The organism is Nocardia sp. NBC_01377 (assembly GCF_045040005.1).
Taxonomy (GTDB): domain Bacteria; phylum Actinomycetota; class Actinomycetes; order Mycobacteriales; family Mycobacteriaceae; genus Nocardia; species Nocardia noduli.
In genome coordinates, this window is the sequence record NZ_CP109566.1 from 4,335,870 (window position 1) to 4,360,351 (window position 24,482).

General features: G+C 67.5%; 25 protein-coding genes. 6 read left to right on the forward strand and 19 right to left on the reverse strand.

Annotation, left to right across the window (positions count from 1 at the left end; all coding sequences use genetic code 11):
- Position 1 precedes the first annotated feature (1 nt).
- The 7 genes from OG225_RS20120 to OG225_RS20150 all read right to left on the reverse strand — a co-directional run bounded on the left by OG225_RS20120 (position 2) and on the right by OG225_RS20150 (position 9,087).
- Positions 2–1,345 (reverse strand): NtaA/DmoA family FMN-dependent monooxygenase, encoded by a 1,344-nt coding sequence (locus tag OG225_RS20120; RefSeq protein WP_405183078.1) that lies wholly within the window; start codon positions 1,343–1,345, stop codon positions 2–4.
- On the reverse strand, positions 1,345–2,685 hold the full coding sequence (locus OG225_RS20125) for an LLM class flavin-dependent oxidoreductase (RefSeq protein WP_405183079.1): 1,341 nt from the start codon (positions 2,683–2,685) through the stop codon (positions 1,345–1,347). Before OG225_RS20125 ends, OG225_RS20120 begins: the two co-directional genes overlap by 1 nt.
- Positions 2,682–3,875: an acyl-CoA dehydrogenase family protein gene (locus OG225_RS20130; protein ID WP_405183080.1), complete on the reverse strand. Its 1,194-nt coding sequence runs from the start codon at positions 3,873–3,875 to the stop codon at positions 2,682–2,684. Before OG225_RS20130 ends, OG225_RS20125 begins: the two co-directional genes overlap by 4 nt.
- 97 nt (positions 3,876–3,972) lie before the next feature.
- Positions 3,973–5,610, reverse strand: coding sequence for a dipeptide ABC transporter ATP-binding protein (locus tag OG225_RS20135; protein WP_405183081.1), 1,638 nt, complete (start codon positions 5,608–5,610; stop codon positions 3,973–3,975).
- A complete protein-coding gene (locus OG225_RS20140; protein WP_405183082.1) occupies positions 5,610–6,473 on the reverse strand; it encodes an ABC transporter permease in 864 nt (287 codons plus the stop codon). The genes OG225_RS20135 and OG225_RS20140 overlap by 1 nt, the downstream gene beginning before the upstream one ends.
- Positions 6,470–7,423, reverse strand: coding sequence for an ABC transporter permease (locus tag OG225_RS20145; protein ID WP_405183083.1), 954 nt, complete (start codon positions 7,421–7,423; stop codon positions 6,470–6,472). Before OG225_RS20145 ends, OG225_RS20140 begins: the two co-directional genes overlap by 4 nt.
- 5 nt (positions 7,424–7,428) lie before the next feature.
- Positions 7,429–9,087, reverse strand: a complete 1,659-nt coding sequence (locus tag OG225_RS20150; RefSeq protein WP_405183084.1) for an ABC transporter substrate-binding protein — start codon at positions 9,085–9,087, stop codon at positions 7,429–7,431.
- 445 nt (positions 9,088–9,532) lie between these two features.
- Here OG225_RS20150 and OG225_RS20155 point away from each other — a divergent pair, with 445 nt between their 5' ends.
- Entirely contained in the window at positions 9,533–10,870 is a 1,338-nt protein-coding gene (locus OG225_RS20155; RefSeq protein WP_405183085.1) for a glycosyltransferase 87 family protein, read from the forward strand.
- Between the two features lie 214 nt (positions 10,871–11,084).
- Here the strand turns inward: OG225_RS20155 and OG225_RS20160 are convergent, their stop codons facing one another.
- The 4 genes from OG225_RS20160 to msrB all read right to left on the reverse strand — a co-directional run bounded on the left by OG225_RS20160 (position 11,085) and on the right by msrB (position 13,087).
- Entirely contained in the window at positions 11,085–11,411 is a 327-nt protein-coding gene (locus OG225_RS20160; protein ID WP_405183086.1) for a hypothetical protein, read from the reverse strand.
- Positions 11,412–11,794: 383 nt separating this feature from the next.
- On the reverse strand, positions 11,795–12,004 hold the full coding sequence (locus OG225_RS20165; RefSeq protein ID WP_405183087.1) for a molybdopterin-binding protein: 210 nt from the start codon (positions 12,002–12,004) through the stop codon (positions 11,795–11,797).
- A 118-nt stretch (positions 12,005–12,122) separates the two neighbouring features.
- Positions 12,123–12,638 (reverse strand): peptide-methionine (S)-S-oxide reductase MsrA, encoded by a 516-nt coding sequence (gene msrA, locus OG225_RS20170; protein WP_405183088.1) that lies wholly within the window; start codon positions 12,636–12,638, stop codon positions 12,123–12,125.
- Complete coding sequence (gene msrB, locus OG225_RS20175) at positions 12,635–13,087, reverse strand: peptide-methionine (R)-S-oxide reductase MsrB (RefSeq protein WP_405183089.1); 453 nt, start codon at positions 13,085–13,087, stop codon at positions 12,635–12,637. The genes msrA and msrB overlap by 4 nt, the downstream gene beginning before the upstream one ends.
- Before the next feature lie 146 nt (positions 13,088–13,233).
- Here msrB and OG225_RS20180 point away from each other — a divergent pair, with 146 nt between their 5' ends.
- Both OG225_RS20180 and OG225_RS20185 read left to right on the forward strand, forming a co-directional pair.
- Entirely contained in the window at positions 13,234–14,856 is a 1,623-nt protein-coding gene (locus OG225_RS20180; RefSeq protein WP_405183090.1) for an alkaline phosphatase D family protein, read from the forward strand.
- Positions 14,857–15,132: 276 nt separating this feature from the next.
- Positions 15,133–16,257: a fatty acid desaturase family protein gene (locus OG225_RS20185; RefSeq protein ID WP_405183091.1), complete on the forward strand. Its 1,125-nt coding sequence runs from the start codon at positions 15,133–15,135 to the stop codon at positions 16,255–16,257.
- Positions 16,258–16,311: 54 nt separating this feature from the next.
- On the opposite strand, the gene OG225_RS20190 is transcribed toward OG225_RS20185, so the two are convergent.
- The 3 genes from OG225_RS20190 to OG225_RS20200 form a co-directional block, all read right to left on the reverse strand.
- On the reverse strand, positions 16,312–16,455 hold the full coding sequence (locus OG225_RS20190; protein ID WP_157978982.1) for a hypothetical protein: 144 nt from the start codon (positions 16,453–16,455) through the stop codon (positions 16,312–16,314).
- A 160-nt stretch (positions 16,456–16,615) separates the two neighbouring features.
- The gene (locus OG225_RS20195; protein ID WP_405183092.1) at positions 16,616–17,200 is read right to left on the reverse strand and encodes a hypothetical protein; all 585 of its coding nucleotides are present in this window, start codon (positions 17,198–17,200) and stop codon (positions 16,616–16,618) included.
- Positions 17,176–17,409 (reverse strand): hypothetical protein, encoded by a 234-nt coding sequence (locus OG225_RS20200; protein ID WP_405183550.1) that lies wholly within the window; start codon positions 17,407–17,409, stop codon positions 17,176–17,178. The genes OG225_RS20195 and OG225_RS20200 overlap by 25 nt, the downstream gene beginning before the upstream one ends.
- Before the next feature lie 104 nt (positions 17,410–17,513).
- Here OG225_RS20200 and OG225_RS20205 point away from each other — a divergent pair, with 104 nt between their 5' ends.
- The gene (locus OG225_RS20205; protein ID WP_405183093.1) at positions 17,514–18,197 is read left to right on the forward strand and encodes a carboxymuconolactone decarboxylase family protein; all 684 of its coding nucleotides are present in this window, start codon (positions 17,514–17,516) and stop codon (positions 18,195–18,197) included.
- A gap of 23 nt (positions 18,198–18,220) precedes the next feature.
- On the opposite strand, the gene OG225_RS20210 is transcribed toward OG225_RS20205, so the two are convergent.
- From OG225_RS20210 to OG225_RS20225, 4 genes are all read right to left on the reverse strand, one after another.
- Positions 18,221–19,165: an antibiotic biosynthesis monooxygenase gene (locus tag OG225_RS20210; protein WP_405183094.1), complete on the reverse strand. Its 945-nt coding sequence runs from the start codon at positions 19,163–19,165 to the stop codon at positions 18,221–18,223.
- A gap of 9 nt (positions 19,166–19,174) precedes the next feature.
- Positions 19,175–20,578, reverse strand: coding sequence for an amidohydrolase family protein (locus OG225_RS20215; protein ID WP_405183095.1), 1,404 nt, complete (start codon positions 20,576–20,578; stop codon positions 19,175–19,177).
- A 146-nt stretch (positions 20,579–20,724) separates the two neighbouring features.
- Positions 20,725–21,303: an HdeD family acid-resistance protein gene (locus OG225_RS20220; RefSeq protein WP_405183096.1), complete on the reverse strand. Its 579-nt coding sequence runs from the start codon at positions 21,301–21,303 to the stop codon at positions 20,725–20,727.
- Positions 21,304–21,390: 87 nt separating this feature from the next.
- On the reverse strand, positions 21,391–21,804 hold the full coding sequence (locus tag OG225_RS20225; RefSeq protein WP_405183097.1) for a VOC family protein: 414 nt from the start codon (positions 21,802–21,804) through the stop codon (positions 21,391–21,393).
- A 201-nt stretch (positions 21,805–22,005) separates the two neighbouring features.
- Here OG225_RS20225 and OG225_RS20230 point away from each other — a divergent pair, with 201 nt between their 5' ends.
- Positions 22,006–23,064, forward strand: a complete 1,059-nt coding sequence (locus tag OG225_RS20230) for a glycosyltransferase family 9 protein (protein ID WP_405183098.1) — start codon at positions 22,006–22,008, stop codon at positions 23,062–23,064.
- On the opposite strand, the gene OG225_RS20235 is transcribed toward OG225_RS20230, so the two are convergent.
- Positions 23,007–23,342, reverse strand: a complete 336-nt coding sequence (locus tag OG225_RS20235) for an ArsR/SmtB family transcription factor (protein ID WP_405183099.1) — start codon at positions 23,340–23,342, stop codon at positions 23,007–23,009. The two genes, OG225_RS20230 and OG225_RS20235, sit on opposite strands and share 58 nt — an antisense overlap.
- 183 nt (positions 23,343–23,525) lie before the next feature.
- Here OG225_RS20235 and OG225_RS20240 point away from each other — a divergent pair, with 183 nt between their 5' ends.
- A complete protein-coding gene (locus tag OG225_RS20240; protein ID WP_405183100.1) occupies positions 23,526–24,269 on the forward strand; it encodes a M23 family metallopeptidase in 744 nt (247 codons plus the stop codon).
- The last annotated feature ends 213 nt before the right edge of the window (positions 24,270–24,482 follow it).

The window sequence follows — 24,482 nt, forward strand, 5'->3', positions numbered from 1 at the left end:
GTCACTTTCTTGTCGTGGAAACTGTCTCGCGGGCAAACGAATTCGCCGGTTCGGGCAGACCGAGGTGGCCGCGCAGGGTCTCGTGCTCGTACTCGTGACGGAACAGCCCGCGACGGCGCAGCTCCGGCACCACCTGGTCGACGAAATCCTCCAGGTGCGAGGGCAGCACCGCGGGAATGATCGTGAAGCCGTCGATCCCGGCGTTGCGGAACCACAATTCGATGTGGTCGGCCACCGATTTCGGGGTTCCCGCCACCACCCGGTGCCCGCCGAGGAATTCGGTCAGCAGGCGCCGCACCGGATAGCCGGTCTCGGTGGCGTACCTGGTCAGCGAGGTGAAGAAACCCTGCGGACCGATTCGTCCCTCGGGCAGGACGGTCAGCCGCTGCGGCAGCGGCGCGTCCAGATCGATCTCGGCGTCCGGGTAGCCGAGCCAGGCGGCCAGTTCCCGGACCGGCGTGCTGTCGGGGTGCAGCCTGCCCTGGAGTTCGTCGAAGCGGTCGCGAGCTTCGGCCTCGGTCGCGCCGAGTACCGGGATCAGGCCGGGCAGGATTCGGATGGCCTCACCGTCGCGACCGGAATAGGTGGCCGTCGCCCGGATCTCCTCGGCGAATTCCCGTGCGGCGGACAGACTCAGCTGGGTCGTGTAGATCACCTCGGCGTGCGCGGCCGCGAAGGCCCTGCCCTGCGGTGAGGCGCCCGCCTGCACGAGGACGGGTCTGCCCTGCGGCGACCGGGTGACGTTCAACGGCCCCGCCACCGAATAGAATTCACCGCGGTGGCGCACCGCGTGCACCCGTTCGGGATCGGCGAACCGGCCGGACTCCTGGTCGCCGATGATCGCGTCGGCTTCCCAGCTGTCCCAGAGCTTTCCGGTGAGTTCGACGTATTCGGCGGCACGCCGGTAGCGCTCGTCGCGTTCGGGCAGCTGACGAATCCCGAAGTTGCGCGCGGCATTCGGCTCGAAGGTGGTGACCACGTTCCATCCGGCCCGCCCGCCCGTCGCGTGATCGAGCGAGAGGATACGGCGCGCGAGGTTGTAGGGCAGGTTCAGCGAGGTGGTCGCGGTGGGGACGAGTCCGATCCGCTCGGTCGAGACCGACAGCGCGGCCGCGAGCAGGATCGGGTCGAGGGTGGCTGCGGGCGCCCGGGCGATGCCGGGTTGCTGGACCGGGATATCGGGGAAGAGCAGCCCGTCGAGTGCGCCGCGCTCGGCGATCTCGGCGACACGCCGGTAGTGGTCGAGCCGGATGAAGGCGTCGGCGGGCAGTCCCGGTTCCAGCCATGCGGCCCGGTGATATCCGGCGCTGCCGATATTGACGAAGAACCGTAGTCGTCGGCTCATCACGCGGCTCCCTCGTGCTGACGTGCGACATGGTCCGGGGTGCGAAGCCCGAGATGGTCGCGCAGGGTGGTTCCGGAGTACTCGGTGCGGAAGACGCCGCGCCGACGCAGGATCGGCACGACACCGTCGACGAAATCGTCGAAGCCGCCGGGCAGGACATCGGGCATCAGGTTGAATCCGTCGGCGATGCCCTTGTCGACCCAGTCGATGATGGCGTCGGCGATCTGTTCGGGTGTGCCGGTGACGATGCGGTGTCCGGCCCCGCCGCCGAGTCGGCGCAGCAATTGCCGCACGGTCAGGTTCTCGCGGCGCGCGAGGCCGAGCGCGATCTTGTAGAAGGTCTGCGATCCGCCCGCCTCGTCGGGATCGGCGAGCAGCTGCCACGGCAGTGGCGAGTCCAGCGCGAGGGCGTCCTGCTCGACGCCGAGTTGGCTCGCCAGCCGGGCCAGCGCGTATTCCGGCGGCACCAGTTCGGCGAGCAGTTCGCGACGTTCGGCGGCCTGCGCCTCGGTCGCGCCGATCACCGTGGACAGTCCCGGCAGGATGACCACGTCCTCCGCACGCCGTCCCAGCGCCACCGCGCGTGACTTGATGTCGCGGTAGTACTCGTCGGCCTCGTCCTCGGTCTGGGCCGCGGTGAAGATCACCTCGCCGACCCGTGCCGCCAGCGCGCGCCCGTCCTTGGACGCGCCCGCCTGTACCACCACCGGCTCACCCTGGGGTGAACGCGGCACATTGAGCGCGCCCTCGACATCGAAACGGGCGCCGTGGTGCGCGGCCGGATGGATCTTGTCCGGATCGGCGAAGCGGTGATTCGCCTTGTCGCCGAGCAGGGCGTCGGGTTCCCAACTGTTCCAGAGCTTTCGGACGACCTCGACGAATTCGGCCGCGCGCTCGTAGCGGGCGGCGTGTTCGGGTTCGGCATCGTAGCCGAAATTGGCGGCGGCCTCGGTGCCCGCGGTGGTCACCACATTCCAGCCCGAACGTCCGCCGCTGAGCTGATCGAGCGAAGCGAATCGACGGGCGACATCGTAGGGGTGGTTGTAACTCGACGACAGCGTCGCGATCAGCCCGACCCGGCTGGTGGCCGCGGCCACCGCGGCCAGCACCACCGAGGGTTCCAGGCTGTTGAAGGGCCGGTAGCGCAGGTCTTCGCGGATCGCGGGACCGTCGGCGAGGAAGACGGCGTCGAAGGTCGCCTCCTCGGCGCGCCTGGCGATGCGCACGTAGTGGTCGAGGGTGAAACTCGCGACCGGGTCGGTGCCGGGGAAGCGCCACGACCCGCCGAAGACACCGGCGTTGAGGATATTGACGTTCAGATGGACCTGCCGTCGGGTCATACCTGTTTCTCCTGGGGGTCACGGCCCGCCGCGATCGCGGCGCGACCGAGGTTCGCCAGCACGAAATCGCTCTGCGGGGTGTGGATTCGGCCGACCATGGCGTCGCGGTGGTGCCGTTCCAGCGGATACCGCCGATCGAGGCCGGGGTTGCCGGTCAGGTCGAGCGCGGATTCGGTGACGCGGATGGCGGTGGTGGTGGCGACGTGTTTGGCCAGCCCCGGCAGCGAACCGTCGGGGTCGGTGCTCAGCGCGGCGACGCCTTGGCGCAGCAGCGCGCGACTGGTCTGGATCCACGCCTCGATCTCACCGACCCGATCGTGATAGCGCGGCACCGTCGCCAGCGACGCGCCCAGCGCGGTGGGCACCCTGGTGTGCAGGTAGCGGACCAGCCAGTCCCGCGCGGCGACCGCGACGCCGTTGTAGTTCGCGGCCAGCAGCAGCGGCAGTGCCTGCCGTCCTGGCCTGCGTGGTTTCCCGGCGCCGTCGGCCGGATCGCGCAGTTCCACCAGACGCGCCTGCGGCACCACGGTGCCCTCGAACACCACCGACTGGGTGTCGGAGGCGCGCAGTCCGAGGTGGTTCCAGGTCTTCTCGATTCGCCAGTTCGTGGCGGAGCGGTCGAGCAGGAAGGTGGCGATCCGAGGGCTCGGTTCCGCGGTCGTCGTCGTGACCGTGAACCAGCTCAGCCCTGAAATGCCGGTGGCATAGGCTTTTTCACCGTCGATACGCCAGTCGCCGGAGGCCAGTCTGGTGGCGGTCGTCGCGGGCAGACCGCCGCGCGAGAGGCTGCCGAGTTCGCGTTCGACCGCGAGGCCGTTGATCAGCGCGCCGGACTCGGCCGCCGAGCGGAACACCTGTTCCTTCAGTTCGGCGGGCCACGGGTTGTCGGCGCGCGCCAGGCCGAGGTGGTTGGTGTAGTTCCATTGCAGGATCAGTCCGACCGACGGGTCGGCGGCGCCGATCCTCTCGATCACCTCGACGGCTTCGGCGATCCCCGCTCCCCTACCGCCGAATTCGGTCGGCACGACCAGGGCGGGCGCGCCGATCTCGGTCAGGGCGCGGAAGGCCGCGAACGGGAACGCCCCGGTGCGGTCGTGTTCCTCCGCGCGTTCGGCGATCACCGCCAGCGCCGCGGTGAACGCGGCGTCGTCGAGTCCGTGCGCGGTCCGCTCGGTTACCACGGCTGTCATCGGCGGTTCGCCTTCCTGTCGGTGTCGTGTCGGGTGCGGGCGGCGCGAGGGTCCCCCGGTGGATTTCATTCGGTTCTCACGGTGGGCACTCGCGCTCTCAGACCCGAACCAGTTCGGACGTCCGGGCACCGACACCGGGCACCGCGGCCAGCAGGCGCTCGGTGTATTCGTGTTCCGGCGCGGCGAAAACCGAGGCCACGGTGCCCGATTCGACGACACGACCCGCGCGCATCACGGTGACCTCGTCGGCGACCAGTCGCACCACGCCCAGATCGTGGGTGATGAACAGGTAGGTCAGCCCCTGTTCGTGTTGCAGATCGACCAGCAGTTGCAGAATCTGCGCCTGCACCGACACGTCCAGCGCCGAGACCGCCTCGTCCAGTACCAGCACACGGGGACCGGCCGCCAGCGCCCGCGCGATCGCGACCCGCTGTCGTTGCCCGCCGGACAGTTCGGCGGGTTTGCGGCTCAGATGCGCGCGCTCGAGCGCCACCGAATCCAGCAGTTCGGTCACCCGTTCACGCCGTCGCGCCCGTCCGTCCACCAGACCGAAGGTCACCAGCGGTTCGGCGATGATCTGTTCGACGTCGAATCGCGGATCGAGTGAGGAGTACGGATTCTGGTAGACGAACTGGATACCTCGGCGCACCGGCCGCCATTGCCTGCGCGAACGCCCGCTGATCCGCTGTCCGTCGAACCAGACCGAACCGCTGTCGGGCGCGGTGAAGCCGACGGCGATACGCGCGACGGTCGATTTCCCCGCCCCGGACTCCCCCACGATGGCGTGGGTCGACCCGGCGGCGACGTCGATCCCGACGTCGTCGGCGGCGCGGAATCCGGCCGAGCCGAAGGTTTTGGTCAGCCCCCGCAGACTCAGCAACGGCGGGCCGGACGGCTCGGACACGGCGACCGACTCCCGTTTCCGGCTGGGCCGCAATCGGACACTGTGCCGCGACGGCGCGGTCTCGACCAGTTTGCGGGTGTACTCCTCGCGGGGGTCGGTGAGTATCTGTTCGACACTGCCCTGTTCCACGATCCGACCGTGCTGCATCACCAGCAGTCGGTCCGAACGTTCGGCGGCCACGCCGAGATCGTGGGTGACCAGCAGGACCCCGAGGCCGAGCGTGGTCCGCAGCCCGGCCAGGTGATCGAGGATGACCTTCTGCACCGTCACATCCAGCGCCGAGGTCGGCTCGTCGGCGACCAGCAGCGCGGGATCGTTGGCGAGGGCGATCGCGATGAGCACGCGCTGTTTCATCCCGCCGGACAGTTCGTGCGGATACCGCTCGTACACGCGCTCCGGGTCCGGCAGACCCGCCAGCTCAAGTTTGGCCAGGGCCAGATCCCGCCCCGGACCCGAGGCCATCCGCCGATGCAACCGCAATGCCTCCAGCACCTGCGTGCCCACCCGTTTGACGGGGTTGAGGGAGGTGCCGGGATCCTGCGGCACGAATCCGACGAACGGCCCGCGCAGCCGAGCCAGCTTGCGGTCGTTCCACCCCGTGATGTCGCGGCCGTCGAGTTCGAGGGCGGTGGCACGTACTCGCGCACCCGGCGGCAGCAGATGCAGGGCGGCGTGGATGGTCGTGCTCTTGCCGGATCCGGATTCGCCGACGATGGAGACGAATTCGCCCGGCCGCACGACCAGCGACACGCCGTCGACGGCGTCCTCGGCCCTCGGCCCGTATCGCACGCTCAGATCCTGGACCCGGAGCAGGGGTTCGTTCGCGCTCATCACAACTCTCCTAGCGATCGGCCGATCCTGTTGGTGGACAACACGACTACGGCGATCAGCACACCGGGCAGGATGGAGATCCACGGGTAGGTCGCCAGGAAATCACGGCCTTCGGCGACCGCGAGTCCCCATTCCGGCTCCGGTGGCGGTGCGCCGTAGCCGAGGAAGCCGAGTGCCGCGACCGCGAGCACCGCCGTGCCGCATTCCAGCGCCGCCAGCGACAGCACCGCCGAGACGGAATTGGGAAGCACATGGCGCAACACCACCCGCCCGAAACCCGCGCCGGAACCGTAGGCGGCTTCGACGTAGTCGCTGCGCGCCACCTTGAGTACTTCCGAGCGCATCACCCGCGCGAACGCGGCCACCGCCGAGATACCCACGGCCACCGCGATATTGAGGGTGCCGTAGCCGAGCGCGGTCACCACCGTCATGGCGAGCAGCAACGCGGGAATCGCGAGCAGCACGTCGACGAAACGCATGACGACCGCGTCGACCCGACCGCCGACGAATCCGCTGAACAGCCCGATCGACGCGCCGATCACGAAACCGAGGGCGACCGCGATCAGGGTCGCGCTCACCGTGGTCGAGGTGCCGTGGATGGTGCGGGCCAGCAGATCCCGGCCGAGTCGGTCGGTGCCGAACCAGTGCGCCGGGCTCGGCGCCTGGAAGCTGGCGTCCGAATCGCCTTCGTTCGGATCGAACGCGGTGAACCAGGACGGTGCGAGCGCCCAGGCCACGACGGTGGCGATCACCAGCCAGGACAGCGTCAGCCCCGGCGCCGCGACGACCGCGCGCGCCACCCGACGCACCCGCTGCTCGGCGGCGACGGGGGTGGTATCGGCGGGTATCTCCAGAACGGTCATGCCGGTACCCCGGTCCGCAGGCGGGTCCGCAGCCGGGGATCCAGCAACGGGTAGACGAGGTCGACCGCGAAATTCACCGCCACGAAAATCACGGCGGCGAAGACCACCACCGCCTGCACGATCGGAACGTCCTGGGTGCGAACGGCGGTCTCGGTCAGCCTGCCCAGACCCGAACGGGAAAAGACGGTTTCGACGATCACCGCGCCCGCGAGCAGATTGCCGAAGGTGACACCGGCGATGGTCAGCGCGGGCAGGCCCGCGTTCTTCAGCACCTCACGGACCAGCACCCACAACCTGGTCGCCCCCTTGGCGACCGACACCGTGACGTAGCCGGATCTCAGTCCCGAATCGAAATTCTTGATCAACAACTGCCCGATCGGCGCGGAGACCGGAATGGCCAGGGTGATCGCGGGCAGAACCAGCGAGGCGAACCCGTCGTTGCCGATCGGCGGGAACCAGCCGAGTTGGAACGAGAACACTTGCAGCAGCGCCAATCCCACCAGGAACACCGGCACCGAGACACCCGCCGCGGGCAGGGTGGCGACCAGATCGGCGACCCAGCGGGTGCGGGCGTAGCCCGCCGTCAACGCCACCGCGAGAGCGATCACGATGGCGAGCACCAGGGCGAAACCCGCCAGCGCCGCGGTCTGCGGGAGCACCGACATCATCAGCGGCAACACCTGTTCACCGCTGCGGGTCGACGCCCCGAAATCTCCCTGCGCGGCGTCGAAGAGTCGGTGCAGGTACTGGCCGATCAGATGTTGGTCCAGCCCGTAGTACTCGCGGGCGTTCGACTTGTCCTGCTCGGTGATCAGATCGCCCTGGGTCGGGTCGAACAGCACGTCGACCGCGTCGTAGGGCAGCACGTAGAGCAGCACGAAGGTCACGGTGTAGGCGCCCCACACCACGAAGACCGCCTGCCCCAGCTTGGCGAACACATACCGGATCATGGGAGCTACCTCGGCTCGATCCAGGTGTCGTAGAAGACATTGCGCGACTGCGCCTCGTAGCCGATGTTGTGCACCTTGGGGCTGGCCGCGGTCACCTGGGCCGGGTTGTAGACCGGGACGGTCAGCACCTGATCCACGAGCAGGAACCGTTGCGCCGCTTCGGCGGCGGCGGCCCGGCGGCTCGGGTCCAGTGTCGTACTCACGGCGCTGAGTGCGGTGATCGCCTGCTGGTAGAGGGGATCGGTCTGCGCGAGTTTGGACATGTTGCCGTACTGCGGCGAATACACCTGCTCGAGTACCGCCACATCGGCGCGACTCTGATTGGCGACCTGGATATTCCAGCGCTGCTGCTGGGTCGCCGCCGCGGTGTAGTCGGGAATGGGCAGCACGTTGAGCTTCAGATCGATGCCGATCTTGCGCAGATCCTGCTGGATCAGTTCGTAGGCGGGCTTGTTGTTGACCAGGTTGTTGATTCCGAGCAGCGACAACTCGAGCCGCCTGCCGTCCCTGTCCACCCGGATTCCGTCCGAACCCTTCGTCCAGCCCGCCGACTCCAGGATCTGCTCGGCCTTCTTCTGATCCTGTTTCAGTTCGGCGCTGAAATCGACGTAGCCGGGAACCCGCGAGGAGATCACCGAACTCGACACCCGGTAGCTGTCGGTCAGCACCGTCTTGGCCAGCGCGTCGCGATTCCAACCCAGTTTGACCGCTTCCCGGACCGCGCGGTCATTGGTCGGGAACAGATCGGTCTTGAGATCCAGCGAGATATCGCGCCCCGGAATGAGTTGGGGGACGATGCGATAGCCCTCGTTGCGCAGCGGGGTCTCGTCGGTGTTGTTCACGTCCAGAATGGCGTCCACCTGGCCCGACCGCAACGAGCCGGTCCGCACCCCGGCCTCGGGGATGACGTCGATCTCGACGGTGTCGAGATAGGCCTCGCCGCTGTGTTTGCGGCTCGCGGGCGCCCAGTTGTATCCGGAACGCTTCTTCAGCACGGTCTTCTGCTGGTAGACGTGTTCGGTGACGGTGAACGGTCCGGTCGTCACGAGATTCCGCGCCAGCCCGCGCTGATCCTTGGGCAATTGCAGTGTGGAATGCCCGACGATTCCGGAGAAGTAGAGCGAGAGTGCCTGGAGGAAACCGGCATTCGGCCGGTCGAAACTCACCTTCACGGTCAGCGGGTCGACGACGACGGTGTCGCGGTAACCGACCCAGTAGGCGGTGACCGGAATGATGCCGAGTTCCTTGTTACCCCGCCCGAGCAGATCGAAATTCTCCTTGACCGAATCCGCGGTGAATCTGCTTCCGTCGCTGAAGGTCACATCGTCGCGCAGGTGGAAGGTGAATTCGGTGAGCCGGTCGTCGATCTCCCAGGATTTCGCCAGCCACGGTTCGATCGCGCCGGTCTCGGGATTCTGGTAGGTCAATTTGTCGGTGATATTGCTGGTGATCAGCGATTCGGGGTAGGAACTGCCCGAATGCGGGTCCAGATTCGCCGGAGCGTCGAGCACGGCGAAACGCAACGAGCCGCCCGCCACCGGGGTGGCGCTGTCATCGGCCCCGGTCACCCGGTTGCCGGAGGCCGCGCATCCGGTCAGTACGGCGGCGGCGATCGCCGCCGCCGTCGCGAGCACCGTGGCTCGGACGAACAAACTTCGTGACATCTGGGGAACTCCTGGGTAATCGACCTCGCGTGCGAACTCCACGCGAAGGCAGGAAGGACGGTGGCTGTGACAGACCGAAGGTGACGGCCCGAAGGCGGCAGTCGGAAGGGGGCGGGGCGAGGCGATCAGCGACAACAGCGGGCGGCCGCACAGCGGACGCACCGGGAGAACGAGCGGTAGGACGTGGAATGCCCGACATTCATGTGCCGCTCCCTTCGTGATCTTCGAATCGAACGCGCCTCTGCGCTCCGAAGTGAGTGTGCACAGCGGCCGAGTGGAGAACAACCAAGCTTTCCTACGAGATTCATTCAGTTTTGGTGAAGGACCGAACAGGAGAATGTGCTGAATGTTTGCCAGAATGGCGAAGACCCCACCGCACGGTCGCGATACGCACCGTGCGGCGAGCGTGGGAACGCGAATCAGGAGCCGAACGCAGGGAGTGAGCGTGCCGTTGTCGATGATCGCCGAAGCCGAAACAACCGTCTCGGACCCGGACTCACCACGACGACGTTCCCTCAGCACCCCCGCGTACCTGGCGATTCTCGTCGTCGGCGCGATCGCGGGCGGCTGGTATCTGAAAATGGTGTTCGACCTGCCGCAGGTGCTCATGCACCTCAAGGATCTGAGCGTGTATCAGATCGCGGGCAACCGGGTCGCGGACGGCGATTCCGTCTACGACACCCCGCTGCTCGGCAATACCCGCGGTGTCTGGGAATTCGTCTACACACCGTTCGCCGCGCTGCTGTTCGTCCCGTTGGGCGGGCTGAGCGGCGACCTCTACACGTTCGTGGGCGGGTTCGGCAATTTCGCGATGCTCGCGGCCTCGTCCTGGGCCGCGCTGTGGATGCTCGGTTACCGCCGCGACCTGCGCCTGGCATTCGCGGGCATCGGGGTCGCCGGAATATTGCTGTGGTGTGAGCCGGTGCGCAGCACCATGGGCTTCGGGCAGATCAACATACTTCTGCTGCTGCTCGTACTCGCGGATATGGCGCTCCCCGATTCCGCGCGCGGCAAAGGCGTCCTCACCGGCATCGCCGCCGGGATCAAACTGACCCCCGCGTTCTTCGTGCTCTACCTGCTGGTCACCCGCCGCTACCGGGCCGCCGCCGTCGCGGCCGGCTCGTTCGCCGCGACGGTCCTGCTCGGGTTCGCCGCGTTGCCGAAGGACTCGCTGACCTTCTGGAGTGGGGCGTTCGCCGACCCGGCGCGCGTCGGGCTGCCGGAGAATCTGTCCAACGAATCGCTGCGCGGCATGATCGCCAGGGCGGTGGGCGTCGACGGCGGCCACCAACTGCTGTGGTTGGCGGGCGCGGCCTCGTTCGCGGCGCTCTGCCTGTACCTGGCGCGGCGGCTGTCGCTGCGGGGATACGAGTTGCACGCGGTCGTGCTGTGCGGTCTCACGACCACCGCCGTGTCACCGTACAGCTGGGTGCACCACTGGGTGTGGGTCGCGCCGCTGCTGATCTGCCTCGGCGAGGTGACTGTGCGGCGTCGCGGCGTACTCGCTCCGCTGCTGCTGTTCGGCGCGGGCGTCACGGTGTCCGGCGGACTGCTGCATTACTTCGGACCGACCATGGACACCGTCCTCGATATCCGCGGACCGTTCGAAGTGGTGTTCCGCAACGCGTACCTGGTGATGACGCTGGTCCTGTTCGGTGCGGCCGCGCTGTTCCTGCGCGGCACCTCCGGGCGGGGTGGTTCCGAGGCGCCCGACGCGGACGGAATGGTCCCGGTCACTGCTCTGGCCGGGGCGAGCGCCGTGGAACGGGCGAAGGTCGGCTGACGCCGGGCCGACTTCGGAACCGAAGTCGGCGGTGAGCACACTGCGCGGCGTCGGGCGCGTGGTGGGCCGCCATGCCAGGCGAGTCGCGAGCCGTCGGAAATGGCGCATGGCCCCCATCAGCACAGGCGCGTGGCAAGCCGTCGGGACGGGCGAGTAGCGAGCCGTCGGGACAGGCGCGGACGCCGATCCGCAGCGCCGGCTCACTCGCCCCTGCTCAGAAGGGCCACTCGGCACAGGAGTCACCGCCGAATCGCAGCTTCGCGTGTTCGCGCATGCGGCGGCCGTACACCTCGTGATCGAAAAGGGCCGTATAGGTCGGGAATTCAGCGGTGAACAGACCCGCGGTGTGCGCCAGGTAGACGTCGAAACCGGGATACATGAGGCCGACGAACGGCAGGTCGTCCACATCGACGGCGAGTACCGGATATTCCCCCGTGGAATCGGGATCGCCCACGGCCAGTATCCGGCGGGAGTCCGAACCGCCCGGCAGGAGGAAACATTCGGGGAAACGTCGCGCCAACGGGCGAATTCCGACGCCCACGGCGGACCCAGTTCCGCGTCGACCAACTCGTCCGGCGGTCGCGGGGCGAGACCTCCGTCGGCGTCGAACCACCCGTGGCGCTCGAGCAATGTCGTGTCGTAGGCCAGCCACGCCCGCAGGCTCGGCGACAGCGGCCGTCCGGAGGGAAAGACCAACTCCCCCAACGTATCCGGCGCCATCGGACGTCGCGTTCCGGCGACCCACGGGATGTTCCGGTAGTCGAGTACGGACGCGTCGGGATCCCGTCGCACGATCTCGAGCACGCGCTCGGTCGATTCCATTCCGTGCGCGGCCTGCCCCGCCCCGTCGATCAGCATGGCCGGACGATATCAGCGCCCGCCGACGAACTCCGGAGACCGGAAATCCGACGGGGCGCAGCGCCGCTATTCGACGCCGAGGCTCACCTCGGTCGACTTGATGAGGACCTTGACCGGGGTGCCTTCGGCGAGGCCGAGGTCGTCCACCGCGTCGCGGGTGATGGAGGAGGTGATCTCGTCGCCGCCGGTGAGCCGGATGCGAACCACGGCCATCGCCTCACCGCGGGTCACCGAGACCACCGTGCCGTCGAGTTGATTGCGCGTGCTCAGTCGCATGAGTGGCAAGTCTAGGCAGCGACGGTCTCGTGATGTGGGATGCGCGGTAATCCGGTGTCCGACGAAAAACCGCACCACCCGATCGGGTGGTGCGGTCAATTTCGTGCCTACCGGAACATCACGAGGCGGTGGTCTGCCGCTTGGGCAGCTTCCAGTCCGGGCGCGGGTAGTGGCAGGTGTAGCCGTTCGGGAACTTCTCCAGGTAGTCCTGGTGCTCGGGCTCGGCGTCCCAGAACGCACCCGCCGGGGTCACCTCGGTGACCACCTTGCCCGGCCACAGGCCGGAGGCGTCCACGTCGGCGATGGTGTCCAGGGCGACGCTCTTCTGGTCGTCGTCGAGATAGAAGATCGCCGACCGGTAGCTGGAGCCGATGTCGTTGCCCTGACGATCCTTGGTGGTCGGATCGTGGATCTGGAACAGGAACTCCAGCAGCGCCCGGTAGTCGGTCCGCGCGGGGTCGTACTCGATCTCCACGGCCTCCGCGTGACCCGGATGGTTGCGGTAGGTGGGGTGGTCGTTCTGTCCTCCGGTGTAGCCGACCCGCGTCGACACCACCCCGGGGCGCTTGCGGATCAGGTCCTGCATGCCCCAGAAACATCCACCGGCCAGAATCGCCTTCCGCGTCTCGCTCACGCGTCCTCCTTCGTGAAAATAGTCCGGTACTGCCCGTAACCCTGCGCCTCGAGGTCGTCGAGGCGGATGAAGCGCAGCGCCGCCGAGTTGATGCAGTATCGCAGCCCGCCCGCCTCGCGCGGCCCGTCGGTGAACACGTGCCCGAGATGGCTGTCACCGTGGGTCGAACGCACCTCGGTGCGGACCATCAGATGACTGAGGTCGCGCTTCTCGACCACGTTCGCGGAATCGATCGGCTTGGTGAAACTCGGCCATCCCGATCCGCTGTCGAATTTGTCGACCGAGGCGAACAACGGCTCACCCGATACCACGTCGACGTAGATACCCGGCTCGTGATTGTCCCAGTACTCGCCGGTGAACGGCCGTTCGGTGCCGTTCTCCTGGGTGACGTAGTACTGCTCCGGCGACAGGGCCGCCGCCGCGGGATTCCGGTTGTATTCCTGTGCCACATGACCTCCTCATATCGACTACCGATACAACGAGATCCCCCGTGCGGAAAGTCCCCGCCGAACGGCGACGTCATATTTCCGTCATCTCCGATCCGGCATCGGCTTTCGCCGCGCCTCGCGCGACCGGGCGACGTAACGTCGTTCACATGCCGGAGTTGGTACTCGGCCCGGTGTTGCGTCACGTCGATGCGACATCGGCGACCGTGTGGGTGGAAACGAACGTTTCGTGCGAAGTGGTGATTCTGGGGCGCAGCGCCAGAACATTCCAGGTCGGCGAGCAGCATTTCGCGTTGGTCGTCATCGACGGTCTCGAACCCGACACGTCGATCCGGTACGAGGTGCGTCTCGACGGGGCGGCGGTGTGGCCGGAACCCGGGTCGGATTTCCCGCCGAGCCGCATCCGCACGGGGACCGTCGAGACGATCCTGTTCGGCTCGTGCCGGGCCGCCAAGTCCGCCCCCGGCGCGCTGGAGGCCGACCGGCTCGGCCCCGACGCGCTGGACGCCTACGCGTTGCGCATGAAGTTGCTGCCCGAGGATCGGTGGCCCGACGCGCTGGTCCTGCTGGGTGACCAGGTCTACGCCGACGAACCGACACCGCATATGCGGGAATGGCTGGCGCGGCGACGCGGCGAAGAGGAGCCGCGCGGCGAAGTGGTCTCGTTCCGGGAGTACGGCGAGCTCTATCACGAGTCGTGGTCGGATCCGGAGATCCGCTGGCTGATGTCGACGGTGCCGACCTCGATGATCTTCGACGACCACGATGTGCGCGACGATTGGAACACCTCGCTGACCTGGCGCGCGCAGATGGCGGAGAAACCGTGGTGGGACAAACGCATTCGCGCCGGACTCGCCTCGTACTGGGTATACCAGCATCTCGGTAACTTCGGACCGACGGAACTGGCGGACGACGCACTGTTCCGCGAGATCAGCGCGGCCGACGGTGACGTGCGTAACCTGCTGGAGGATTTCGCCGGACGGGCCGACAAGGAGATCGAGGGCCGTAAACCCACCCGGTGGAGTTATCGACGCGATTTCGGCCGGATCCGTCTGCTGGTGATCGATACCCGCAACGGCCGCATCCTCGACGGGCAGCGGCTCATGGTCGGCGCCGAGGAATTCGCCTGGATCGAGGACAACGCCGCGGGCGATGTCGACCACCTGCTGATCGGATCGTCGCTGCCGTGGCTGATGCCGCCTTCGCTGAGCCACTTCCAGTCGCTCAACGAGCGCGCGGCCGGTCTGCCGGGATGGCGGGGACGACTCGGCGAGAAGGTCAGGCAGGCGGCCGATCTCGAACATTGGCCCGCGTTCCGCGCGTCGTTCGAACATCTCGCGGATCTGATCCACCGGATCGGCACCGCGCCCGGCGCACCGAGCACGATCTGCGTGCTGTCGGGGGACGTGCACCACAGCTACGCCGCGCGTGCCACCTACCCGGATCCGACCGAATCCGATGTGCTGCAACTGGTGTGCTCACCCGTGCACAACGATCCACCCGGGTACCTGCGCCCCGCGTTCGCGCTCTCGTGGGCGAAACCGCTCGCCTCGACGTTGCGATGGCTGGCGGATCGGCGCGGGATCTCGCCGGATCCGGTTCGGTGGAACAAGGTCAGCGGGCCGCATTTCGGCAACTCGATCGGCTGCCTGCGCATCACCGGCAGATCCGCGCGGTTCACCCTGGAAACGGCGAGCGAGCGGAAGGGACTGTTCCAGGTCGCCGACGTGGCGTTGCCGTCCTCCGGTGCGGCGCCGCCGAAGGGTCGGTGAGGGCGCTCAGCGCGTCCGTGCCGGGCTCGGAGGGCTCCTCGGCGACCGCCGACAGCGGAAACGTCACCGGAATGTGTCATCGAGCGACCTGGAGTTCACCCGACGGTGGTGTATTCGCTGGATACTGGTGTCGGAGGCGCGGGGTGCGATTTGCGTATTTCCCGCGGCCCGCTAGGGTCTGCGCAGGCTCGACGGACGGACAGTCGCAGCCCGAACCGACAATGACGCATAGGGATGTGCAGGCCACCCGTGGTAATTGACAGCACTGCCGATCGGGTGACGCCGAGTTCCGGCGCCGGGACGAGCGCGCTGGTCGCGGAGGACCGCGACGACGCGAGCGGACAGTCACCGATATCGACCGGGCCGCAGACCAAGACGCGTGGTAGCGAATTCTCGGTCCTGCTGCGCCGTGTCCGCGAGGCCGGACTGTTGGATCGGCGTTCGCGGTACTACACGTGGCGCATCGCGCTGACGGCGCTGGCGTTCGTCGGCGGGTGGACGGCGTTCGTCCTGCTGGGCGATTCGTGGTGGCAGCTCGGCGTCGCCGCCTTCCTCGCGGCGGTCTTCGCCCAGCTCGCGTTCCTCGGACACGACGCCGGCCACAAGCAGATCTTCGCCAACCGCAAAGCCAATTACGCGTTCGGGGCGATCGCGGGAAATCTCGCGATCGGTTTGAGCATCGGCTGGTGGGTGGCCAATCACAATCGCCACCACGCCCACCCCAATACCGAGGGCGCCGATCCCGACGTGATGGGCGTGCTCGCCTATTCCGGTGAACGCGCCCGGACCGACCGCACCTTCCGGCGATTCATCTTCCGATACCAGGCGTGGCTGTTCTTCCCGTTGCTGCTGCTGGAGGCGGGCAGTCTGCATTTCGCGAGCGTCAGGGCGGTGCTGCGCTGGCCGATCCCGAACCGGGTCCTGGAGGGCGCACTACTCGCCGCCCATTTCGTGGGATATCTCGCGACGGTCTTCCTGGTGCTCTCACCGGCGAACGCGCTGGTGTTCATCGCCGTCCAGCAGGGGCTTTTCGGCTTCTACATGGGCTGCACCTTCGCCCCGAACCACAAGGGCATGGAGGTGCTGCACGAAGGCAACTCCGTGGATTTCCTGCGCCGGCAGGTGCTCACTTCCCGCAATGTCATCGGCGGACCGATCATCGATACGGCGATGGGCGGGCTGAACTACCAGGTCGAACATCACCTGTTCCCGTCCATGCCGCGCCCCAACCTGCGTCGGGCTCAGCCGATCGTGGAGCAGTTCTGCGCCGAACGCGACATCCCCTATCTCCAGACCGGCCTGATCGCCTCCTACGCCCAGGCCCTCGCCGCGCTCGACGCCGCGGGCAGATTCGCGCGACCGGGCGCGGCAGCGAACTCGGAAACCCACGCGGGCGTGTGATCGAGGGTCGTCGCCCGGATTGTGCCGGGCGACCCGCACGGTCACTCGCGACGGTCAGCTCACCGCCTTCTCGAACAGCAGGAACGCGGCGATGATCCCGCCCACCACGACCAGCCCGTAGTAGCCCGACGATCCGACGTAGTCGAGTGTCGACGCGGCGACGACGATCGCGATGATCAGGAATACGAAACGTTTCACGGCTTGCTCCCACCCTCGAAGTGGTTTCAGGATACGAGATCCGTATTCGGTTGTGCCCCGGTTCGACAGCCGAACCGACCATTCGACCGGGGCGTCGCCGATGCCGGATATTCGCCGATGACCGGGCGGTGATCCGGTCCGGTGCGAGGTCCGGGCGTGCTCAGGCGAATTGCTCCCTGGGGAACATCGTGTGCAGCAGTCCGAGTTCCGGCACCAGGGCGCCGTCCTGGCCGAGCGCGAGGAAATCCGCCTCCACCTCGGCGCGGTCGAGTTTCCCGGCCCGGACGGCGTGGTAGCGGACCGCGTGCCACAGGAAGACGTCGAGATCGTCGAAACGCGTATCGGCTTCCAGCACTTCCTCTTCGTGGAACCAGACCGCGATCTGACCGTTGGTCAGCACGACGTAGAGGTTGCCGCCGCCGTCCGCGCCGACCGAGTAGATGTCATCGTCGGTGAGTTCGGTCTCGTAGTCGCTGTCGCGAATTCCGCAGTCGTTGGCAGCGAAGTCGAAACCGTAACTCCAGTCGTGGATGTCGAGAACCTGCGGCATACCGCCCGAACGCACGAGACGATCGAGCGCCCTGAGCGCCGTCGCGTGTTCGGTGGCCAGCCGCTGCTGGAAGTCGGTGATCGGACGGGTGTCCTCGGGGACCTCGACCGGCGGCCGGTCGGGGAACCATCGGGTCAGATCGGCTTCGAGATCGCGCTCGGCATAGCCGATCAGGGCGTCACGGGAAATGGGCACCCATGGATGGTAAACGCGGACAACGACATTCGGCCGAGCAGTTCATCGATATACGCGCGCACGGGAGCGGGGCCGCCGCTCAGGGTGAGGTAGCGGCCGAACAGCGCGCCGAATTCGCGCTCGAGAGCGGTCCGGTCGCGGTGACGTCCCGTGAGGACGATCTGTTCGGCGCCGAGCCGCCGAGCCGACAGGACTGCCGGCAGCCCCACCGCGCGACACGCGCGTGGTAGTGCCTGACCTTCCGGGTAACGCCAGAACCTCCTCCACGCGCGGTCGAGGCCGTAGCGTCGATCGGGAGCGACCGAATCCCGAGTTGATCGAGATCTTCGACAACTTCGCCTTCGACGAAGTCCTGCGCGATATCGCACTGGACGTCCCGACCCGCCTGATCGTCCAGTCGGCGTCGATGATCGCCGCGGGCGCGGTCTCGGAATACCGCGTCATGCTCGGCGCCGCGCTGACCGTCGGGGTCACCCCCGCGCAGGTCGAGGAGATCGTCTACCAGGCCGTCGCCTACGTCGGGATGGCGCGGGTGTTCGATTTCGTGCACGCGACGAACGAGGTCATGACCGAACGCGGCATCGCGCTGCCCCCGGCACCGCAATCGACCACGACACCGCACACCCGCCACGACGACGGACTCGCCGCGCAGAAGCGGTGCGTCGGCGACGACACGGTCACCGACATGTACGCGTCGGCGCCCTCGGGTCAGGCGCATATCCAGCGCTATCTGTCGGCGAATTGCTTCGGCGACTACTACACGCGCGGCGGGCTCGACGTGGGTACCCGCGAATTGATCACCTTCGCGATGATCGTCTCGCTCGGCGGCTGCGAACCACAGGCCGCGGGCCGTGTCCGCGCGAACCGCAACGTCGGCAACGACCGCGTCACCCTGATCGACGTGGTGGCCGCGCTCCTGCCGTTCATAGGGTATCCGCGGGCGATCGACGCGCTGCGGGTGATCGACGAGGTGCTACCCGCGACCACCGGTGGTTGAGCGAGGATCCGCCCCGCACGTGGTCAGGTGTAGTCCCAGTACTGGAGCCACTTGACCGAGGCGAACAGCAGCAGTGTCAGCGCGTAGACGACCGCGACGACCGCCGCGCCCCGGGCGCTGATCCGCTTGCCCGCACCGTCGACCGGGTCCAGCCAGCGACGGAAGCACACGGCGACCGCGGGCGACAGGATCCAGCTCATCAGGGCGACGCTGACGATCTGACTCAGCCACATGGCAAGCCAGGGCGGCGCGCCCGCCGCGTCGAGGATCGGCCCCAGGAATCGGGACAGCGTCATGACCGTCGGATAGAGCACGAGCAGTACGAGCATGGCGATCTTCCACGTCGGGGTCACGCGTGTTTCGCCGTCGACGGTGCGCAGGGTCGATCCGAACGGCGTGGTGTGCGCGACCACCGAGAAATCCTCGGCGAGTTCCGAGCGCAGGGCGGGTAGCGCGGCGGCGCGCTGTTCCGACCGCATCCACGCCGACAGGTGTTCGGGCGTCCGGAACCGCAGAACCGAACACCAGCGACCGGCGCCGCCGGTATGGAAGAGGGCGGCGCCGTCGAATCCGGGGAAGGTGGCGCTCAACGTCACCAGGCGCGCTTCGGTCGCCACGAAATCGGATTCCTTGCCCGGCGACACCGTGTGCTGGAACACGCCGACGCCCGGTGGCGGCAATTGCCCGTCGACGATGATCAGGTCGGTGCTACGGCGGTGGAATCCGAGCGACTCCCCCTCGGCCAGCACCGAGGCGCGCCGCGGTGAATCCAGGAATTCGTCGGCCGCCCGCGCCGTGCGGAAGGTGACGCTCAATCCCGGTTCCAACGGCGGCTCGGCGTCCGCCGCACGGCACGCCTCCACGAATCCTTCGGCGGCGGCGGCGATTTCGGCCAGCCGCGCCAGCCAGGTACGGAACGCCGTCGCGTCGGCCGGACGGTGGAATACGGTGACCGCGGTCGCGTTCATCGGCGCACGCTAGTCGTCGTCGATCCGACGACCCTGCACGTAGACGCGGGCGATCGTGGTCTCGTCCATCCCCATGATCAGGGTGAACAGCGTCTGGTCCCGGGCCAGGACCGGATCGTCGGACCGGACCCCGTGTGTCAGCCTGCCCGCGAGCGCCGGGGTTCCCGCCGGGTCGACGACCAGGAAATCCGCTTCCTTGCCGATATCGAAATTGCCGAACCGGTTCTCCATGTCCAGGGCGCGCGCCCCGGCCAGCGTTCCGGTGAACAACATCTGCGCCGGATGCATCGATATCGCGTCCGCGCCGGGTTCGGAGATGTGGACCTTGAACGCCGCCGACAGCACCCGGGGAATCGACCATTCGTCGCCACCGCCGAAATCGGTGCCGACGGCCACGTTCACCCCCGCGGCGATCGTGCGCTTCCACGGCATCGTCCCCGAGCCCAGGAATTGCTGCGAGATCGGACAGTGCGCGATCGAACTGCCGGTGGCGGCCATCCGCTCTAATTCACCGTCCTGGCAGTGCACCGAATGCGCGAAGATGCTGCGCCGCCCCAGCATGCTCCGTCCGCCCACCGCCGACCCGGGCAGGAATCTGCCGTCGTAGGTGTCGAGGTAGGAATTCACCCCGTAGACCGTCTTGGTGGTGTCGACCTCGCCGGTGCCCGGCCGATTGTTCTCGTTGAGATGGGTGTGGAAGTACACGCCGCGGTCGCGGACCGACTCGTACAGTTCTCCGAGTTCGAACAGGGTCCGCGTGGTTACCGAGAGCGAGAATCGGGGGATCACCGCGACGTGCAGCAGCGCGGTGTCGACGTCACCGGTGTCGGCGCCGTGCCAGGCGTCGATCTCCGCGCGCGTCAGCCGGACCACGTCCTGTTCGGGGATCAGCAGCGGGGCCACCGATTCCCCGCCGACGGTCTGGATGCCCCGGCCGCTGACCACGCGCAGACCCCGGCGATGTGTTTCGGCGAACAGCGCGTCCTGGGCGTGCCGGAAAGCCGAGCCGAACACCATCGCGGCCGTTGTGCCCGCCGCGATTCGCCGTGCACAGAATTCGGCGGCCGCGATCCGCGCGTATTCGGGATCAGCGAATCGAGATTCGGCCGGATAGATGCACTGGTCGAGCCATTCGAGCAGTTGACCGCCGCCGTAGGCGTCGCCCGCGAAGGTCTGGGGAAAATGGATATGGGTGTCGACGAAACCGGGCAACAGAAATCCGGGACGGTGGTCGACGATCTCGTCCCCCCGGAATTCGGCGGGAATGTCGTCACTGTCACCGCAATAGACGATTCGACCGTCGCTGGCGACGATCAGCGCGCCATTCGGCAGGGAGACCAGCGCATCCGCCGCGTCCTGGACGGTGGGACGTCCGGCGAGGTGGAATACGTGCCCCAAGTGGACTTGGTTCACGTAGCGAGCACAGCATATTTGCCAACCATTAGCCAGCGAATCGCCGAGAAGTGTCCGCACCTGTACGGACGGAGCTTTCGACCGGGTGCGCGGAAACGGTCCGGCCGATATCGATCACCGGCCGGAGCGCCCGCTACGACCGGTGATCAGACACCGGCCGGAATACCCTTCGCGTCCTTCCTGATGCCGAAGGACGTGATCACCTCCATGACGCCGAGCACGATCAGCCAGATGCCCGCGACGAGTACCAGCGTCGTCGTCGAGGTGATCGGCCATACGATCAGCACCACGCCCGCGATGGCCGTGAGGATGCCGAAGAAGATCTGCCACCCGCGACCCGGCACCGGCTCCGAGATCGCGCCCATCAGGATCGCGATGCCGCGGAACAGCCAGCCGATGCCGATCCACAGGCCGAGCAGCATGATCGAGGCGAGTTCGTCGCGGAAGCAGAAGATCCCGACGATGATGCACAGCACGCCGGTGACGAACAACAGCACCCGCATGCCCGCACTCGCGCTGGTGCCGAACGCCGCGACCAATTGCAGGACGCCGGTCACGACCAGATAGATACCGAAGAGGATGCCGGCGACCACAAGGGTGGGGCCGGGCCACACCAGCATCATGACGCCGAGGATCACCGACAGGACGCCGATGACCAGAACCGATTGCCAGGCACTCTTCGCCAGCGACGCGAGAGGGCCCTCCAGCACGCTATTTGTGGTCATGACCCCGATGTTATGCCTCGGAGCAAAGGTTATCTGATGATTTGCTGATGAACGCGCCGAGTGGTGTCCCCACTCTGACCGGCCCGGCTACGCGGTTTCCGCCGAAATGTTCACCATCCAGGAGATTCCGAAACGGTCGAGACACATACCGAATTCGTCGCCCCACATCTGTTTCTCCAGCGGTACCGCGACGGTGCCGCCGGATACCAATTTCTCCCAGTAGCCGCGCAATTCGGTGGCGTCTTCACCGCTGAGGCTGACCGAAATACTGCTGCCCGGCGTGTATTCCATGCCGGGCGGAGTGTCGGCCGCCATCAAGGTGAATCCGCCGGGGGTTTCGAGCATGCCGTGCATGACCAGATCGGCGCCCTCCGCCTCCTTGTCACCGAAATCGCCGAACGTGTTGACGGTCAGCGTGCCGCCGAACACATCGCGATAGAACTCGAGCGCCGCACGCGCGGTCTCGCCGAATGAGATGTACGGATTGAGCCTGGAGACCATGGAATGCTCCTTCAGCTGTAGGTGCCGTCACCTGCGAGATTACCGCCGCGGATGCCCCGCGCGATCGATGACGCCCCGCCATGTCCGACGTTTACCGGATCCGCCCCGGGGGAAGTAATCACTCGTGACTCTCGTCGTAAGCACCGACCGGGTGCGACGGGGCGCGGCGGTCGACGGGTTTCGGGTGGCTAGGAGTAGAGGGTGGCGGTAGTGCTCGTGCTGCAGGCACGCGGGCTGGGTGAGTTGCTCACCGCGGTCCCGGCGCTTCGTGCGCTGCGACGGGCCCAGCCGCGCGACCACATCGTGCTCGCCGCGCCGCAGCGCCTCAAGCCGATCATCGACCTCATCGCGTCCGTGGACACCCTGGTGCCCACCTCGGAGCCCGCCGCGTTGCGCTGGGACGGCCAGCCGCCCGAACTGGCGATCAATCTGCACGGTCCCGACGCCGAGAGCATCGCCGCGCTGAGCAGAACCGGGGCCAAGCGCATCCTGAGTTACCGCGATCCGGCGTTCCCCGATCTCGCGGGCCCGGTGTGGCACACCGATACCCACGAGGTCGAGCGCTGGTGCCGCCTGCTCGAATCCGGCGGTATCGGCGCGGATCGGCGCAACCTCGGTTTGGTGCCGCCGGTGTCGACGATCAGTCATCGCGACTGCGTCGTCGTCCATGTCGGGGCGAGCGCGCCCGCGCGCCGCTGGCCCGCCGAGCGGTTCGCCGCCGTGGTGCGCCACCTGCTCGTCCTCGGCCGAGACGTGGTGCTCACCGGTGACGAATCCGAACGTGACCTGGCGTTGAGTATCGCCGCGCGCGCCGGGCTGCCGGTCGGGCGGGTTCTCGCGGGTGGGCAGAATCTGATCGAAGTGTCCGCCACCGTCGCCGAGGCGGCACTGGTCATCTCCGGCGATACCGGGGTCTCCCGTCTGGCCGTCGCGTTCGGCACCAGGACGGTGCTGCTGTTCGGCCCGACCCCGCCGCACTGGAACGGCCCGCCGCAGCATCTGCTCGCCAGGCACGCGGTGTTGTGGGCGGGACAGCTCGGTGACCCGGACGCCCAGACACCCGATGCCGGACTGTTGCGCATCGATGTCGGCGAGGTCGTGGACGCGGTCGACAAACAACTAGCGCGGCGGACCGTGCCCGGGACGGAATCCGGACGCGCACCGTATCGCCGCGTCGGCTGGCCGGTTCGGGCCTCGGCGGTTCAGCCGTCGGTCCCGGGCTCCGCGCCGACCCGCGCTTCGCTGAGCGCCGAGGCGTAGGCGGCGAGGGCGCTCGGCCAGAACTGTTCGAGATAGTCGCGGGCGTCGCCGAGGCCGCGCGGGTCGAGCGAATAGAGGCGGCGGGTGCCCTCGGCGCGGACCATGACCAGGCGGGCATCGCGGAGCACCCGCAGATGCTGGGAGATCGCCGAACTGGTGACGCCGAGGGCTGCGGCCAGTTCGCCGACCGACCGGGGCGACTGCGGCAGCGCCTCGAAAATCGCACGCCGGGTGGGGTCTGCGAGGGCTTGCAGAGCACGCACTCCATTAGTCGGCACTTAACGAGTGTGACCAACCGGAAGGTCGCTGGTCAATTCGCGGCAAATCGGCGAATTACCAGCTCATCGCGTCATCCTGGCGTTCTTGTTACCCGGCCGTGACCTGCCAACTGGGTTTTTACCGCTCCGTGATGGTAGCCACAAGATTACTGCGACCTCGAAGACGTCCCGTACGTTCGAGTGATGCCCGTGACCGATCTGTTACCTTCGCTTCGGCCCGGCGCGGACCTCCCCCGCCGTCACCGCACCGCGACTCGTGTAGTCGCCGTGTCCGCCGTCATCAGCGCCGCACTCAGCGTGCTCATCGGCGCCGACAAGCACGGCGCCGATGCCGCCGTGGCGACCGGCCCGCTCACCACCACCGCCGACACCCTCGCCGCACCGGCCGCACCGGCCGAGAACGTCGCCTTCGTCCAGCCCGGGATACCGCAGTCGGCGCCCGACCCCGCGCTCGCCGAACAGCACCGCATCGCCGAACAGCAGCACATCGCCGAACAGCACCACGTCGCCGTCGAGGCCGCACGGCCCAAGACCGTCCGTCCCGTCGGCGGTATCCTGACCTCCAACTTCGGGATGCGCTGGGGTGAGATGCACGCCGGAATCGATTTCGGCGAGCCGCTCGGCGCTCCCATCGCGACCGTCACCGACGGCGTCGTCATCGAGGCGGGACCGGCCACCGGTTTCGGCCTGTGGGTACGCGTGCAACAGGACGACGGCACCGTCGGGGTCTACGGACACGTCAACGACATCCTCGCCTCCGTCGGCCAGGAAGTGCGCGCCGGCGACATCATCGCGACGGTCGGCAATCGCGGCCAGTCCACCGGCCCCCACCTGCACTACGAAGTCCACGACCCCGAGGCGGGCAAGATCGACCCGCTGCCCTGGCTCGCCCAGCGCGGCATCGACGCCTTCCGATTCCCGGCCTGATTTCCCGATGACTGCCCGCGCGTTCGATGAGGGGCGAGCAGGCACCGAGCGGTTCTCAGCGCCCTGATGAGCGCTCGCGGACAACGGCGTTCGCGGGCATTCGTCGTCTCCCGACCCGATACCTCGGTGTAGCTCGCGCGCCGAACCAGTACTGCGGTATCACCGTCGAATGGCCCCGTGGCGGGACGCCTTCGCGCGGGCGCGATTCCTAGT